Source organism: Bradyrhizobium sp. SBR1B (assembly GCF_014198205.1).
Classification (GTDB): Bacteria; Pseudomonadota; Alphaproteobacteria; order Rhizobiales; family Xanthobacteraceae; genus Bradyrhizobium.
This window is the reverse complement of sequence record NZ_JACIHC010000003.1, coordinates 218,088-232,446: the sequence shown is the minus strand read 5'-3', so window position 1 is coordinate 232,446 and position 14,359 is coordinate 218,088. Positions and strand designations below refer to the sequence as shown.

18 protein-coding genes and 2 pseudogenes are annotated in these 14,359 nt (G+C 62.7%); 12 read left to right on the top strand and 8 right to left on the bottom strand.

What is annotated here, in order from left to right; all coding sequences use genetic code 11:
• Positions 1-210: 210 nt before the first annotated feature.
• The gene (locus GGD61_RS09485; protein ID WP_183230625.1) at positions 211-1,029 is read left to right on the top strand and encodes a ribonuclease HII; all 819 of its coding nucleotides are present in this window, start codon (positions 211-213) and stop codon (positions 1,027-1,029) included.
• A 28-nt stretch (positions 1,030-1,057) separates the two neighbouring features.
• Here the strand turns inward: GGD61_RS09485 and ligD (GGD61_RS09480) are convergent, their stop codons facing one another.
• Genes ligD (GGD61_RS09480) through GGD61_RS09465 form a run of 4 tightly spaced genes read right to left on the bottom strand, consistent with a single transcriptional unit; the run spans position 1,058 to position 4,539 of the window.
• Positions 1,058-2,005, bottom strand: coding sequence for a non-homologous end-joining DNA ligase (gene ligD, locus GGD61_RS09480; RefSeq protein WP_183230624.1), 948 nt, complete (start codon positions 2,003-2,005; stop codon positions 1,058-1,060).
• 12 nt (positions 2,006-2,017) lie between these two features.
• A complete protein-coding gene (locus tag GGD61_RS09475) occupies positions 2,018-2,581 on the bottom strand; it encodes an MOSC domain-containing protein (RefSeq protein WP_183230623.1) in 564 nt (187 codons plus the stop codon).
• Positions 2,581-4,260, bottom strand: coding sequence for a DNA polymerase/3'-5' exonuclease PolX (locus GGD61_RS09470; RefSeq protein WP_183230622.1), 1,680 nt, complete (start codon positions 4,258-4,260; stop codon positions 2,581-2,583). The genes GGD61_RS09475 and GGD61_RS09470 overlap by 1 nt, the downstream gene beginning before the upstream one ends.
• Entirely contained in the window at positions 4,261-4,539 is a 279-nt protein-coding gene (locus tag GGD61_RS09465) for a hypothetical protein (RefSeq protein WP_183230621.1), read from the bottom strand. It abuts the gene before it with no gap.
• Positions 4,540-4,725: 186 nt separating this feature from the next.
• On the opposite strand from GGD61_RS09465, the gene GGD61_RS09460 reads away from it, so the two are divergent.
• From GGD61_RS09460 to GGD61_RS09445, 4 genes are all read left to right on the top strand, one after another.
• Complete coding sequence (locus tag GGD61_RS09460) at positions 4,726-5,046, top strand: PepSY domain-containing protein (protein WP_075968319.1); 321 nt, start codon at positions 4,726-4,728, stop codon at positions 5,044-5,046.
• A 35-nt stretch (positions 5,047-5,081) separates the two neighbouring features.
• Positions 5,082-5,702 carry a hypothetical protein gene (locus GGD61_RS09455; RefSeq protein ID WP_183230620.1) on the top strand — a complete coding sequence of 207 codons (621 nt, stop codon included), beginning with the start codon at positions 5,082-5,084 and terminating at the stop codon, positions 5,700-5,702.
• Between the two features lie 73 nt (positions 5,703-5,775).
• A complete protein-coding gene (locus tag GGD61_RS09450) occupies positions 5,776-6,237 on the top strand; it encodes a YidB family protein (RefSeq protein ID WP_183230619.1) in 462 nt (153 codons plus the stop codon).
• A gap of 24 nt (positions 6,238-6,261) precedes the next feature.
• Entirely contained in the window at positions 6,262-6,525 is a 264-nt protein-coding gene (locus GGD61_RS09445; protein ID WP_183230618.1) for a GlsB/YeaQ/YmgE family stress response membrane protein, read from the top strand.
• Positions 6,526-6,583: 58 nt separating this feature from the next.
• Here the strand turns inward: GGD61_RS09445 and ligD (GGD61_RS09440) are convergent, their stop codons facing one another.
• Positions 6,584-7,504 (bottom strand): non-homologous end-joining DNA ligase, encoded by a 921-nt coding sequence (gene ligD, locus GGD61_RS09440; RefSeq protein WP_183230617.1) that lies wholly within the window; start codon positions 7,502-7,504, stop codon positions 6,584-6,586.
• Positions 7,505-7,620: 116 nt separating this feature from the next.
• Here ligD (GGD61_RS09440) and GGD61_RS09435 point away from each other — a divergent pair, with 116 nt between their 5' ends.
• Positions 7,621-7,806, top strand: a complete 186-nt coding sequence (locus GGD61_RS09435; protein WP_183230616.1) for a DUF3606 domain-containing protein — start codon at positions 7,621-7,623, stop codon at positions 7,804-7,806.
• A 15-nt stretch (positions 7,807-7,821) separates the two neighbouring features.
• Here GGD61_RS09435 and GGD61_RS09430 read toward each other — a convergent pair.
• Positions 7,822-8,717 (bottom strand): annotated as a pseudogene (locus GGD61_RS09430) (3'-5' exonuclease).
• 364 nt (positions 8,718-9,081) lie between these two features.
• On the opposite strand from GGD61_RS09430, the gene GGD61_RS09425 reads away from it, so the two are divergent.
• Complete coding sequence (locus tag GGD61_RS09425; RefSeq protein ID WP_183230615.1) at positions 9,082-9,273, top strand: CsbD family protein; 192 nt, start codon at positions 9,082-9,084, stop codon at positions 9,271-9,273.
• Between the two features lie 188 nt (positions 9,274-9,461).
• On the opposite strand, the gene GGD61_RS09420 is transcribed toward GGD61_RS09425, so the two are convergent.
• Entirely contained in the window at positions 9,462-10,772 is a 1,311-nt protein-coding gene (locus tag GGD61_RS09420) for an adenylate/guanylate cyclase domain-containing protein (protein WP_183230614.1), read from the bottom strand.
• 787 nt (positions 10,773-11,559) lie between these two features.
• On the opposite strand from GGD61_RS09420, the gene GGD61_RS40215 reads away from it, so the two are divergent.
• From GGD61_RS40215 to GGD61_RS09400, 5 genes and pseudogenes are all read left to right on the top strand, one after another.
• Positions 11,560-11,937: a hypothetical protein gene (locus GGD61_RS40215; protein WP_210311044.1), complete on the top strand. Its 378-nt coding sequence runs from the start codon at positions 11,560-11,562 to the stop codon at positions 11,935-11,937.
• Between the two features lie 317 nt (positions 11,938-12,254).
• Positions 12,255-12,332 (top strand): annotated as a pseudogene (locus tag GGD61_RS41630) (DUF3606 domain-containing protein); the annotation flags it as partial.
• A gap of 126 nt (positions 12,333-12,458) precedes the next feature.
• On the top strand, positions 12,459-12,587 hold the full coding sequence (locus GGD61_RS41625; RefSeq protein WP_409362458.1) for a hypothetical protein: 129 nt from the start codon (positions 12,459-12,461) through the stop codon (positions 12,585-12,587).
• A gap of 178 nt (positions 12,588-12,765) precedes the next feature.
• Positions 12,766-13,209 carry a low affinity iron permease family protein gene (locus GGD61_RS09405; RefSeq protein WP_183230613.1) on the top strand — a complete coding sequence of 148 codons (444 nt, stop codon included), beginning with the start codon at positions 12,766-12,768 and terminating at the stop codon, positions 13,207-13,209.
• 121 nt (positions 13,210-13,330) lie between these two features.
• On the top strand, positions 13,331-13,621 hold the full coding sequence (locus GGD61_RS09400; RefSeq protein WP_183230612.1) for a hypothetical protein: 291 nt from the start codon (positions 13,331-13,333) through the stop codon (positions 13,619-13,621).
• Positions 13,622-13,640: 19 nt separating this feature from the next.
• Here the strand turns inward: GGD61_RS09400 and GGD61_RS09395 are convergent, their stop codons facing one another.
• A complete protein-coding gene (locus GGD61_RS09395) occupies positions 13,641-14,006 on the bottom strand; it encodes a response regulator (protein WP_183230611.1) in 366 nt (121 codons plus the stop codon).
• Positions 14,007-14,359 lie beyond the last annotated feature (353 nt).

Here is a 14,359-nt window from a genome sequence, read left to right as displayed (position 1 = left end):
TAAAGGAATTAAGACGGCGGTTGGTTCCGTTCGGAGATCGTCGGGTCGTAGAAGCAGATCAGTAGCCGCGCAGAATACCGGCCCCCAAGCTAGAGTCGGGGGTTCCTCTCGACGGGGCGCTGCGCAGGCTGACGATGGCAAAGCCTAACTTCAGACAATCGCCACAAAGTTTACGGACACGCGTCCCAATTAGTCTGTGCGAAGGCCGCTATGTCCCCGCTCCATGTGTTGCGTCAGCGCTATGTCGTCGAGAAACGACCACTCGAGGCCAGCGTCGAGCAGATCCTACGGGCTGACGACCGCGCGGGAGCACGTGCCATCCTGGCATCCATCGATAAAAGGCGCTTCGAAAACAGGTCCGAAGGGCAGCGCCTCCGCAAGATGCTCCGCTTCGAGACCGCTCTCTGGGAAAGCGGCCATCATGTCGTGGCAGGCGTGGACGAGGCCGGAATGAGCCCTCTTGCGGGGCCAGTGTCCGCGGGCGCAGTTATCCTGAAACCCGGCACGCGGATAGTCGGGATCGACGACTCGAAGAAACTCGACGCCGCGGCTCGCGAAGAACTCGCGAAGGAGATCAAGGCGAAGGCGGAGAGTTGGTGTGTGGCGTTCGTGGAGGTCGAAGAGATCGACGCGATCAACATCTATTGGGCCGGCATCCAGGCCATGCAGCGTGCGGTTCGGGGGCTGGGATTGACGCCGCAGCACTTGCTCATCGATGCGAAGCGGTTGAAGGACATCGACATCGCTCAGCAGGCCATCATCAAAGGCGACGCCAAGTCCGCCAGCATCGCGGCCGCCTCCATCGTCGCGAAAGTCGAGCGCGACACGGTCATGCGGACGCTCGACGTCCGCCACCCCGGCTATGGCTTCGCGGATCACAAGGGCTACCCGGTGCCGGCTCACTATGAGGCGCTCGCCAGGCTTGGCGCATGCGCAGCTCACCGGAAGTCGTTCGGCCCTGTGCGCAAGGCTCTCGGGTTACCGCCCCTGCCGCCGTGGCCTTCTGCATCCGAGCGAGCCGCCGGCTGAACAGGTCGATCGCTTCGTCTCGACGGCATTATTCCCGCGACCAGCTCTTTTCGCGAACGACGTCCTTGGGATTTTTGTCGGTGCGCAGGCCGAGATAGACCGGCTGGCGCAGTTCGCCCTTGCTGGTCCACTCCGCGAACTTCACTTCCGCGACCCACCTGGGACGCACCCAAGTCGTGACCCGCTCATCCTTCACCTTGGTGGGAAAGGGCGACTTGGCCGTCTTGAGCCTCAGGAGCTTGCCGTGAAGCTCCTCGAGAACCTGGTGACTGAAGCCGGTGCCGACGTGGCCGATGTACCGCCACCCATCGTTTTCGCGCACTGCCAGGACGAGCGCGCCGAAAAAGGGCCTGGTTCGCCTAGGTGCCGTGAAGCCGGCGACCACGACCTCCTGCCGCTGTGCGGTCTTCACCTTCAGCCAGTCAGCAGTCCGGCGTCCGGAGGCGTACGGGCTGTCCGCGCGCTTGGCCATGATGCCTTCGAGATGTCTCTGCTCGGCTTCTGTGAAGAACTTCATTCCTTTGCTTTTGCGGTGGTTGCTGAACGCGATCAGCTTGTGGCGCGGCAGGATGGCCTTTAGCCGCTGCTTGCGCTCGAGGAGCGGCAGCGCGCGCAGATCCTCGCCGTCCGCGAACATGAGGTCGAACGCGAAGTACAAGAGCTTTGCCTCATGGCGCAGGGCATTCTGGAGCAGTTGGAAATGGGATGCGCCGTCCTTGCCGATCGCGACGAGTTCGCCATCGATCACAGCATCCGCCTTCACGCCCTCAAGTGCTTTCGCAACCTCGACATAGGAATGGCTGATGATTTTCCCATTGCGGCTGTAGAGCGCGACCCGACCACGCCGGATTTCCGCGACCATACGAAAACCATCGAATTTGTCCTCGAAGACCCAATCTGGGTCGTCGAACGGCGCATCCGTCAGCGTGGCCAGCATCGGCTGCAGGCGAAGAGGCAAGGTCGATTTTCGGGCCATGGCAGGGGCTCTCTATAGGGCCGGCAAAGGCCGAAATGAGGAGGATGGAAGGCGAACCCGCGCGCTGTCGCCGGCCACGACCGGTCCCCCGGCCCGGACCACGGCCAGCACCCCGGATTTGAACGCAGGGCCCGTTTCCGCCGACGAGAGCACCTGCCGCTTAAGGCCTGCCCGGAAGCGGTCGATAAGGACGCAGGGCGTCCGGAGGCCCGTCAGCTCGACGACCGCGGACGGCCCGAGCTCGATCAGGGTCCCGAGCGGCATCCGTTCGAGGTCCAATCCGGCGGTGGTGACGTTCTCGCCGAGGTCGCCGGCGCCAACCTCGAAGCCAGCTTCGAGGAGAGACGGGAAGAGTTCGGATGGGATTAGGTGGACCTGCCGGAGATTGGACAGGCGGGGCCTGCGGCGTGCCAAATAGCGGTGCCGGACGAACGCGCCGGCGTGGGCGTCGCCTTCGACGCCGTGGCCTTCAACCAGGATTATGCGCTCCTGAGTTGGTTTGCTGAAGTGGTGCCCGCGATCGGCGGCGACCGCCACCACCCTTCCCAGCAGCGACAAATCTTGTTTCTGCGGCATCAAGCGGCGCGCGCGAGCGAGCGCCGCTTTTGGCGGAAGTAGCGGGTGATCTCTGAGAGCGTCATCGCGTTCAGGACCCGGCCGGCGGGGACGCCGCCCTTGCGGGCCATCTCGACGCCCCAGTGCATGTGGTCGAGCTCTGGAACCGAGTGGGCGTCCGGATTGATGCTCAGCATGCAGCCAAATTCCATCGCCGCCTGGTGCCAACGCCAGTCCAGGTCGAGCCGCCATGGGTGGGCGTTGATCTCGACCACGACGTCGTGCTTGGCGCAGGCCCGCAGCACTTTCTCGACGTCGATTTCGTAACCCGGCCGCCGCTGCAGCTGCCGACCGGTCATGTGGCCGATGATGGTGGTGTTAGGGTCGGAAATAGCCCGAAGCAAGCGCTGCGTCTGTGCCTTGCGATCCAGCTTGAAGCGCCCATGGATGCTGGCGACCACGAAATCGAAGCGCTTGAGAACGTCGTCGTCATAGTCGAGCGACCCATCGCCCAGGATGTCGGACTCGATACCCTTGAGGATCCGGAAGTCCTCGCCGAAGCGCTTGTTCAGTCGATCGGCTTCCCGGTGCTGCTGCGCGATCTCCTCAACGGAGAGACCACCGGCATAGTGGGCAGACTTGGAATGGTCCGCCACGCCGAAATACTCGAAGCCCCGCTGGCGCGTGGCCTTAGCCATGGTCTCCAGCGTCTCGGTGCCGTCCGAGGCATCGGTGTGGCAGTGTAGGATTCCGCGCAGGTCCTTATCGGTGACGAGCTTCGGCAACTTACCCTTCAGAGCCAGCTCCACCTCGCCGCGGCCCTCCCGCAGTTCGGGATCGATGAAGGGCAGCCCGAGAGCCTGGTAGATGTCTGCCTCCTCGCCGGCGATCAGCATGCGGCCCTTGTGCAAGCCGTCGGCGCGTAATCGCAGACCCTTCTCGGCGGCCAAGGCTTGAAGCTGCTCGATGTGGCCGGCGGAGCCGGTGGCGAAGAGAAGGGCGGCGCCGAAGTGCTTGCGGTCGGATACTCGGATTTGCAGCCCGTCGGCCGATGGCGTCGATGTCTTGTCCGGCTTGGCAGCCTCCGCAACGATCGCGAGATCGCCGACGAGTTCGCAGCCGCGGCGGAAATCGCCGGCGATCGTCACACGCTTGAGTTCGGGGCGTGACTTGCGGATCGAGTCCTTCGCATGCGCGAGCAACGCGGCAGCGCGGTGCAGGTGGAGGCGGCCTTCTCCGCTTTTGGCGATCGCGAGGTTCTGCAGGATCCTGGCCTGCAGCGCGGCGCCGAGTCCTTTCGCCTTCTTGATGCGGTCCTCCTTGGCGGCAGCCTCCAACTCCGAGAGCGAGCCGATGCCGAGATCCTTGTACAGGCGCAGCACCTTCTCCGGACGAAGGCCGGGTACAGCGAGCATCTCGAGCACGCCCGCGGGAGTCTCCTTCCGCAGCTTTTCGAGGCTGGGATGACTGCCCCTCTTGTGCAGCTTGGCGACGATGTCGGCGATCGCTTCCCCGACGCCCGGGATCTCAGTAAGGCGATCTTCGGCGACAAGCACGTGCAGAGGAACGGCAAGAGCCCCTAGGCTGTCGGCGGCCCGAGAGTAGGCTTTCGCCCGGTAGGGATTGCCGCCTCGCAAGGCGGTGCGCTGCGCGTACTCTCGCAGGAGACTTGCCACACCGCGAGCGTCCAGCGAAGGCATTCAGCGAGCCTCCCGATCTGCACTTTGCTGCGCCGCCGGAGTAAGGCGAGCGCCGGAGCGGTCACCTGGCCGGCGATCGAGAGAGCTGTCGAGCTTCTGAGCTGCGCGAAAATCCTCGAGGTGCTGCGTATTGGGGCCGTAGGCGGCCTCCTTCTTGAGGAGATTGTAGATCCGGCCGGCCACCGGCTGCAGGTGCTTCATCCGGCCCTTCGGCATCGCTCGCGCCTTGCAAAGAGCCCGGACGGCATAGGCGCGGAAATAGTCGAATGCGTCTGACATGATGTCAGTAAACGCCAATTACCTCTCACGGTTCGATCGGCAGGGATGGATTCTGCGAACCCGTACATCGACGCGGGCGCTGATGTCGCCTGCATCCCGGCCTCCCTGCTGCGTCAATCCGGACCGGGAAAACTTGGAACCTCTGAGCCCAGCATATGTTGTGCCCGGCCAATACTGGAGGACGACATGAACAAGAAACTTCTTCTGCTGCTGACGGCCGCTTCGCTTTTGACGGGTCCGTCGTTCGCGCAAAATCCGCCGGCGACCGACCGTCCGAACAACAACGCGGTCAACAGTTCCGGCCAGAACAATTCCGACAAGCCGGTCTCCGGCGCCAACAGTTTTACCGAAGGCCAGGCCAAATCGAAGATCGAGCAGGCCGGTTACACCGACGTCACGGGCCTGAAGAAGGACGACAACGGCGTGTGGCGCGGCAAGGCCAGCAAGGGCGGCACATCGACGAACGTCAGCCTGGATTTCCAGGGCAACGTCAACGCGGCCAAGTAACCGAGTGCAGTAGCGAACGCAGACAAGGATTCAAAATGACCGTTACAATTTCACGTCTCTACGACAACTATTCCGACGCGCAACGCGCGGTGACGAGCCTCGAAGCGGCAGGTCTGCCGCATTCGGACTTGAGCATCGTCGCGAACAATTCCGACAACTGGTACAGCGCCGACAAGAAAGTCGATCGCGACCGCGACGGTGTCGACGATCGCGCCGAAGGCGCTGCCACGGGAGCCGGCGTCGGCGCGGGTCTCGGCGGCGCAGCCGGTCTGCTCGCGGGCCTTGGACTGCTGGCCATTCCGGGCTTGGGTCCGGTGGTCGCGGCCGGATGGCTCGCCTCGACGGCGCTTGGCGCGGTCGCGGGCGGCGCCACAGGCGGAGTCGTCGGTGCGCTGACGCAAGCCGGCGTTTCCGAGGAAGAAGCACCTCTCTATGCCGAAGGCGTAAGGCGCGGGGGCACGATGGTTTCGGCCCGCGTTCCTGAGGGCGATCGTGCGCGGTACGAAGCGATCCTAGACCAATCCGCCGTCAATCTGCGCGATCGCAGCGCGGCTTGGCAAAAGTCGGGTTGGAAGAGCTACGATCCGGCGGCGCAACCTTACGGGGCGGACGAGGTCCGCCGCGAGCGCCAACTCTACGGCACGGGCGTACGGTAAGTCGGTCGGCGGCCCGCTTCCAAGGCGGGCCGCCTTTTTTGCACGCGACAACGATCGAATACAGGAGCGGAAAATGAACCGCGGAATGCCATCGATGACCGCCCTCTTGGGCATGCTCGCTCTCGCCGGCTACCAGAATCGGGACAAGTTGGCGGAGATGTTTCGCAACGCGACCTCGGGCCAGCCCGCGGAAGGCAACAAGGACTCGCTGAGCGGCATGCTCGGCAATTTAGGCGGCTTGGTCGGCAGTGGTGGCGTGGGTTCGCTGCTCAACGGCGGGATCGGCGAATTGCTGGAGCACTTTAAGCAGAACGGCCAAGGTGACGCGGCCCAATCATGGATCAATCAGGGCCCGAACCGGGAGGTCACCCCGCCCGAGCTCAAGCAGGCGATCGGTCCTGACGTGCTTCAAAAGCTGGAACAGCAGACCGGACTGTCGCAGCAGGAGATACTCGACCGCTTGTCCCGCGAGCTGCCGACTGCCGTGGACAAATACACGCCCGAAGGACGCCTTCCTTCACCGTCGGCTGGCTAACGCAACGCGCACTTGGAGGAAAACATGGGCATCATCTGGACGATCATCATCGGTTTCATCGCAGGGGTCATCGCGAAATTCATCATGCCCGGCGACAACGAGCCGACCGGTTTCATTCTGACCACGATCCTTGGAATCGTGGGAGCGTTCGTGGCGACCTATCTCGGTCAGGCGCTCGGCTGGTATCGGCCCGGCGAAGGAGCGGGGCTGGTCGGCGCCGTCGTCGGCGCGATCATCGTACTGTTCGTCTATGGGCTGGCGGCAGGTAGAAGCCGCCGGGCTATCTAGACCGACCAAGCAGCAGCAGCCGCGGCAGATCGAAGCGCAGCGGCTCTTCGACACCAAATCAAAGATCTTCTCGCAGTCCCTTGAAGAACGGATGCCGGACCTTTCCTTCGGCCGACTTGGCGCGGTACTCAACCTCGGCAAGCAGCTTCGGCTCGACCCAGATGCCCTTGCGGGCGATCCGCTTCGCGTACGGCTGCGTCTTCCGGATCAGCGGCTTTAGTCGCCTTTGCAGGTCGGCTGCGGAGACCTTATCGAAGCCGTGGTCGACCTTGCCGGCGTAGACCAGGTCGTCCCCCTTGCGCCGACCGAGATAGATGCCATCCCACTTGCCTTCGTCGAGCGCGAAACCGGCGATCGTCAGGGTCTCGCGCTGCGCGCACGTCTTTTTGACCCAGTTTTTGCCGCGGCCGCTGGCGTACTCGCTGTCGCGTACCTTCGAGACAACGCCCTCCAGGCCGATCTTGCAGGCGTGCTCGAACATCTCGCGGCCCTCAAGCTCGAAGCTTTCGCTGAACTGAATTTCGGTACCGTCGATGATCTTCTTGAGTTCGGTCTTGCGCTGGAAGAGCGGCAGCTTCCGGAGGTCGCGGCCGTTCAGGTACAGGAGATCGAAGGCGAGCAGTACGATGCTGGTCGACCTGCCTTTCAGTTCGTTCTGAAGGACCGAGAAGTCCGTGGTGCCGTCCGCGGCGGGGACCACGATTTCGCCGTCCACGATCGCCGACCCGGCCTTGATGTGCCAGGCGTCGTCGGCGACCTTCTTGAAGCGGTTTGTCCAGTCGTGACCGCGGCGGGTGAAGACCTTCACGGCTTCGTTCGCCAGATGGACCTGGACGCGGTAGCCATCGAACTTGATTTCGTGAATCCATCGCGCTCCGGACGGCACCTTCTCGATCGATGATGCCAAGGCCGGTTCTACGAAGCCGAGGAACGGCGCCTTGACGCCGATCGCCGCCGGTTTACGCCGCTGAAACGCCACGCAACTAACTCCAACGCAACAACTCACGGACTCAAGCCGGGATGGCAGGATTCGTTTCCGGAACCGGCGAATCCTTGCGGCGTTGCATCGCCATCAGTTCGCAAGAGGAGGAGCCGATGGCGGCAGCGAAGAAGAAGACCGCGCGAGGACGCAAGCAGGACCGGGCACGCGTGGCCAAGGGACAGGACTACGAAGTCCGGTACGAAGCCAAGAAGACCGGCCACTCGGCATCGGCCGTGAAGAAGGCTGTCAAGAAGGTCGGCAACAGCCGCAAGCGCGTCGAGAAGCGTCTCGCCCGGTAAGTCAGCAGGGCCGCCTTAGATGCGGCCGGAGAAACGGGTGAAGGCGGTCAGCCTTTGCACGCTGGGCTCGACGTCCCGCATGTAGATCTGGGTCCGCAGAAACGCGATCTCGTCGTCGAGGGCGGTCTCGTCGACGTCGATGTACCAGGACTTGGGTCGCCCGTCGCTTCCGTCATTCCAACGATAGCCGCGCCGCTTCAGCGAGTCCTTGAGCTCGAATGCGGTCTGCTCCGCCCAAACCCGCAAGGTCGCTTTGCGGGCGGTCTCCAGCAAGAGCGCCAGCGCCGGCGATCCGGTCGTCGGCAATTCGAAGGCGAGAACTTCCAGCAGAGCATGGCAGTCGTCGACCGCGCGGTGCGCCTGGTGGAAGAAACCGGCTCCGTTCAGCAGATAGCCAAGCTGCGAGCCCGCGAAGCCGTGTTTGCGCCAGTCGATCTCACTCTGCTGCAGCCCCAGGCCTTGTGCTCGAACACGGGCCAGTAGCGTTCGGCGAACCTCCTGTCGAAGCCGCTGTTGTGCGCGATGACGATGACCGCGTCCCCGGCGAAGGCCGTGATGGCCGCGTCGTCGAATCTGCGGCCGGCCACCATCTCATCGGTGATGCCCGTGAGTGCCGTTACCTCCGCGGAGATCGGCGCGCCCGGCTCGTTGAATGCGGAGAAGGTGTCGCGGACACCGACGATCCGTCCGTCCGCCGCGTAGTCGAATTTGACCATCCCAAGCTCGATGATCTCATCCTTGGCGTGATCGAGACCGGTGGTCTCGGTGTCGAGCAGAATGCCGCTCCTGACCTCCTGCCCTGCGGTCGGGACGTAGGTCGGTCGGGCGACGAGGCGTCGCAGCACCCGGTAGTCGGCCGACCGGCTCAATGCCTCGGCCATGGCAACCAGATCGGTCGTGTCCTGTAACATCGCTGCTCGGAAAGGCTGCCAGAACCGGTCGGCTGGCTCACCGCAGAATATCCGCAGCGCCTGCAAGGAGGTACCTGAAAAACGAGCGATTCACGGGCTTTTCGGCCGTTGTGAATTCGATGGCGGGCATCCGGTCTGCATTCGTCGTTGCAGCGGCGGCTGATCGTCAGCGCTTGAGGCGATTGGGACATGCATGGCCGCGCGTCCGGTCCTGCCGCCAATAGCCGACATTGCGAACGCCCCAGCTTGCTCGGCCAAGGGCCACGTTCAGAGTGTTCGTTGAAAACACCGTGCTTTGTTCTGCGAGGAACCCCTGCGCAACACTTTCGTTGTGCTGATCTTCCGGACAGCAAAGGATACGAACATGGACCGCGAACATGTGAAGGGCGCCGCCGACAAGGCAATAGGCGCCATCAAAGAAGGTGCCGGCAAGCTCACTGGCGACAAGGACATGGAAGCCGAAGGCAAGATCGATAAGGCCAAGGGATCCGCCCACAACGCCGCGGGGGACGTGAAGGATGCGGCGCGGGACGCCGCTGACGCCCTCAAGAAGTAAGCAGAAGAAGCGAAGATCAAAGACTAGCCGCCTCCGGGCGGCTAGTCTTGCGCCAATTGAGATGACCGCGAGCGGGCAAAACGGCGGCGCGAACGCGTCACCGTTGAAGTCGCCTGTGAAGCCGCAAGTGGACATCGGGCGAGAGCAACTCAGCTTTTTAGGGCGGAACCGGCGACCCCGGAACTTATTCAGGTGAGGGCTGCGAATAGGCGCATTGGCTCGGCGAGACCCTTAAGCTCAGCGGGTCCCTGATCGAAGAACTTGAGGCCAGCACCCGCCACAAGGTCTTTTACCGTGCTCGAGGCCAGAACTTCGTTCGCTTTCGCATGCTGAGCTACCCGTGCTGCGATGTGCACGGCGATGCCGCCCACATCTTCGCCCATCATCTCGACCTCACCCGTGTGGACGCCGGCCCGCACTTCGAGATCGAGCGGCCGCACCGCGCTGACGATCCCCTGGGCGCAGCGAACAGCGCGCGCCGGGCCGTCGAACAGTGCCAGAAATCCGTCCCCCGTCGTCTTAACTTCGCGGCCGCGATGCCGCTCTAGTTCCGAACGCACCGCCGCATGATGCGCTTCCAGCGTTGAACGCCACTGCCTGTCGCCCACCAGCGAGGCTTTCCTTGTCGAATCGACGATATCGGTGAACATCACGGTCGAGAGCACGCGATCAACATCGACAGCAGCGGGGGAGACACCCATGAATTGTCTGATCTCCTCGACAAGCCGATCCTGATCTCCTGACCATGCGAGGTGATCGTTGCCCGGTAGTTCGATGTAGCGTGCGCCAGGAATTCTCTCTCCAAGCTTGCGGCCGGCGAGTGCACGAATGCGTACGTCGTCGCGCCGATGCATGACAAGCGTAGGAACGCGGATCGACGGCAGGATGGCCGTTACGTCGATCTCGCGGTTCATACGCATCAGGTTGATCACATCAGACGGGCTGGCCGCCGAGCGCTCGAACTTGGCGAAGCGCTCCATGGCCCCGGGGATTGCGGCTGCCGACGGGGAGAAACTTGGCAGACTTTTACCGGTACCCCAGTTGGACCGGATATCGCGCTCCAAGGCCGCAAAATCGTCAAACGGAACGGAGGCGCCAACAGTACGCGCATACGTGCCGAATAGGATAAGACCGGCGACCCGTTCAGGATATGTCGCCGCGAACAGGATCGACATCGGCCCGCCCTCCGAGACACCGAACAAGTAGGCCCTCTGAGAACCCGCGGCGTCGAGCACGGCGCGGATATCGTCGATCCTTTCATCGAGATGCGGGACACCGACGCCACGATCGCTGAGACCGGTGCCGCGTTTGTCGAATCGGATCAGTCGCGAGAACGAGCCGAGATCGTTAAGGAAACGCGCGGCGTGGGGATTCTCCCACGACAGTTCCAGATGCGATACAAAGCCCGGCGTCATGAGCAAATCCGGACCATCCTGCCCGGATATTTGGTACGCGACGAAGACCTCGCCGCTGGTCACATACCGCGTCTCGACAACCATTGGCTTTCCGCCGGCTTAGGGGAGTAGCCTAGGGCTAACGGCCAAGCCGTGCAATCGATCGGGATAAGCTCATAGGCCGTGTGGCGATGGTCTCAAGCTGCCATGCTCGCTGATGGCTCCGCAGCCACTTGTCGGAAGCGGACACGCCGCGCTCTGGGTTGCGGCGGACCACGAGATGACATCGGCGAGCGGCATGAGGTGAAAGCGCCCTCAATCCAGACTGCCTCTTGTTCGATCAATGAGGAGAAACCATCGCGGCCACACCGAACGCCAGCACGCAGGCGGCGGCAAGTGACCAGAGTGCTATTGCGATCTCTCTAGGCATAGAGATCCAACAGCGCTCGATGTGCCGGGTTCCTTTAGGGGCGCGGCGGAAGCATTTGGCGTGGGGGCGCTTCGTTTCTAGCTGGCGACGGCGCCCGCGCTGCCACGGCAGCACGTGACGGCTCCTCGATTCTGTTTCCACGCACCATCCAAGCCGCAAGTCGCCGGAGGCTATGACGCCACGCGCTGAAGGATGGTTCGGCTACGTGATCTTCCATCCTACAACCATTAGCTGCGGCAGGGTTTACGATCAGTTGCGACCTGGGAAAAAGCGTCCAAAAAGTTGCTGTGCCGGCTTGAAATCAGGGGTCGGCGCCGCTCCAGGTCTTCAATTAAGGTCAAAAACCCGAAAATCCTGCCACGCAAGCCAATTTTTGATGCTTTCGTTGCGTGCTTCGTCGCAAATTTAAGTTCCCCACCGTCCGGGAAAGAGTGGTAAGTTCCTTTGGCTGGGGACGCCGTCATGGCAACCTATCGCGCATACCTTTTGGAAGAGACCGGCCATGTCGCCAGCCGGATCGACCTAGAATGCGCCGACGATGAAGCCGCCAAAGAACGCGTGCCGTGGTTACCGCATGAGCATGGCGCGGAACTATGGGCGCTAGATCGTCTCATCGCTGTCTTCGGGCCAACAGCCCAACGTAAGCAGCCCATAGACCCCACCGAGAAGCTGGAAAAGCTTTTAGCCGACGCCGAGGATTGCACGCTGATCAGCAAACTTGCCGCTGATCCCGCCAAGCGCGAACGCTTCGCGCGGCTGGCGAAGAGGTTCCGGCGGATGGCCAGGACGTTGGATACCGCGATCAAGGCCAATGCCGATCCTAATGCTTCCCGGTCTTGAAGGAGGGTGCTCCCAAGTACGCGACCGGCTCATTGGCTTCTCCTAGGCTTCCCCCTCGGGACTTGTCGCTGCTAGGGAACGCCACGGCGTCGAGAGCGGAAAATTTTGCCAACAAGATCTGCGCCTTTAACGCGGGCCAAAGCCTCTTTGAGACTTTACGAGAGCTGCTGCGTTCACGGCCTAGAAATCTGCCAGGCCCGCCCTCAGGATACGTTTCCGGAACCCGCGAATCCTTCGGACGTTGCGCAGTCATCATCCGCAAGTGGAGGAGCCGATGGCGGCAGCGAAGACCGCGCTTGGACGCAAACAGGACCGCGTCGGCGTCAGCGGTGAAGAAGGCCGTCAAGAAGGTCGGGAATTCCCGCAAGCGCGTCGAGAAGCGGCTAGGCCGCTAGACCGCCTCAGATCCGACCGGAGAACCGTGTGAAGGCGGTCAGCCTCTGCACGGTTGGCTCGACGTCCTGCATGTAGATCGCGAAGAACTCCCTGACAAGCACGCAGCTTGGAACGAGGCGACCGTAATGGCTGGCCGCGTATTACAAGATATCGACGGGAAATTGGTACCCGGCCGGGAATGGCGCATGGAAGTAGTGGACGAGTTTCGCAATCCTCTGTTCGTTCTGCATATCAACGCTGAAAGACCGCGCTAGGCCGCCTTCTTGCGATGTTCGGGCCCGGCATTACACTCCGAACTGGCCATAGCTGCAGTTCTGATGAAGCGAAACCCAAGCATCAGTGATAGCAGCGCAGCGTTGTTGGCGTTCCGATCCGTTCGTACTCGGGCGGGGATGTCCTTCGCGTTTGGTTGTGGATCAAAGGGAGGATTGCATGCGACGTCAACAAAGCGGCCATCGCCCGCGGCGGTTGTTCGCGTCGATCGCAAACGGGGCCTCGCAGGCGGCCGGCCGCGCAGCGACCTTCGTCCTGGCCTGCGCGGTGATTGTCATCTGGGCCATTACCGGGCCTCTCTTCCACTTCTCTGACACGTGGCAGCTCGTCATCAATACAGGGACGACCATCGTGACATTTCTGATGGTCTTCCTGATACAGAACTCGCAGAACCGGGACAGCGCTGCGATCCAGGTCAAGCTGGATGAGCTCATCCGAACCGGCAGTGTCCAGAATTCCTTCGTCGGCATCGAGCATCTTTCGGCGGACGAGTTGGAGGAGCTGCGCGCCCGCTGCGAGGAGCGCGCCAAGGCGGTCGCAGCGGAGAGAGGAGGGGCAGGCAGGCGCCGCCCACGCAGATCCCAGAACGATGCCGAAGGCTGATGGCTCTAGCGGAAAAGAAGAACGGTCGCACCGCAATGGTAGGAACGCGCGAGGCAACGCGACGTTCGAGTCGAAGGTAGTTGCAATCCGCGCTTCCGAATTCCTGCAGAGGAGGAGAGACATGAGGTCCATAGCCAGCGCGCTGGCCTTTGCTCTGGCGCTTTCAGCTCCCGCCGCACTTGCCCAGACCACGAAGCCGGACGTTTCCGGCGCTCCTAGCGCGCAGAACTCGGGCACCGGAATAGCCGGTCAGCCGGGAAACAAGAATGGTCCAGCCGTCAAGCCGGGTGAGACCGTCGGCGCCAGCTCGAACCAGCAGAATCCGACAGTCCAGCAGCAGGACACCTCCAACATCAAAGGTCTCCCGGGCAACAAGAGCGGTCCGCCCGCGAAGGAGCCCGACCGCAAGTGATGCGGAAGCTCGGATCTTTCTAGTTCGGCGGCATGCGCCTGTCGCCGCCGAGCTCCCCTACGATTCGGACGACCTCGTCCGGATGGAAGGGCTTCTTCACGATGCGACTGCCCGGCACCGGGCGTGGTGCAGCGGGCGAGTAGCCCGTGGCATAGATGACCGGCAGTTCCGGATCGTGCTCGCGGCACCGCTCCGCGATCTGCCATCCGTCGACCTGTCCGGGCAGCCTGACGTCGGTGACAAGCACGTCCGCGACGTGGCGCTTGCACCACTCCAAAGCCTCCTCGCCAGTGCTCGCGTGGATGACGTGATAGCCCGCATCCCGCAGCGCTTCGACGACGAATTCGCGGATCAGGGGGTCGTCTTCGACGAGAAGTACGCTCACTGGAAGTACGCTCACTGGCGGCTCACTTGAGATAGCATCAGTTACGCATGTCGAACGATGCAATTGCGTGGTCGTTCCCGACGGAAGCGCGCCTGGGCGAGCGTGACTGGAGGGCTGTTCAAACGGTCTTGTGCCCTGAGCCAGACGTCGCTCGGGTTCTGAGATCTCTGAGCCGCGCACGGGAACGGCGGGAGCCGACAGAGAGTGAAGTTCACTCGGTTTTGGGCGTCCGTCCCTTGCCGCCGCACTTCGTGCAACGGCCCGTGAAGATCCTACGGCCGGGGTCGCTCTTTTCCGTCGGTTGGTGGCCGGTGCCACCGCAGGCGTCGCACTTGATCTCTACGGCCCCGCCC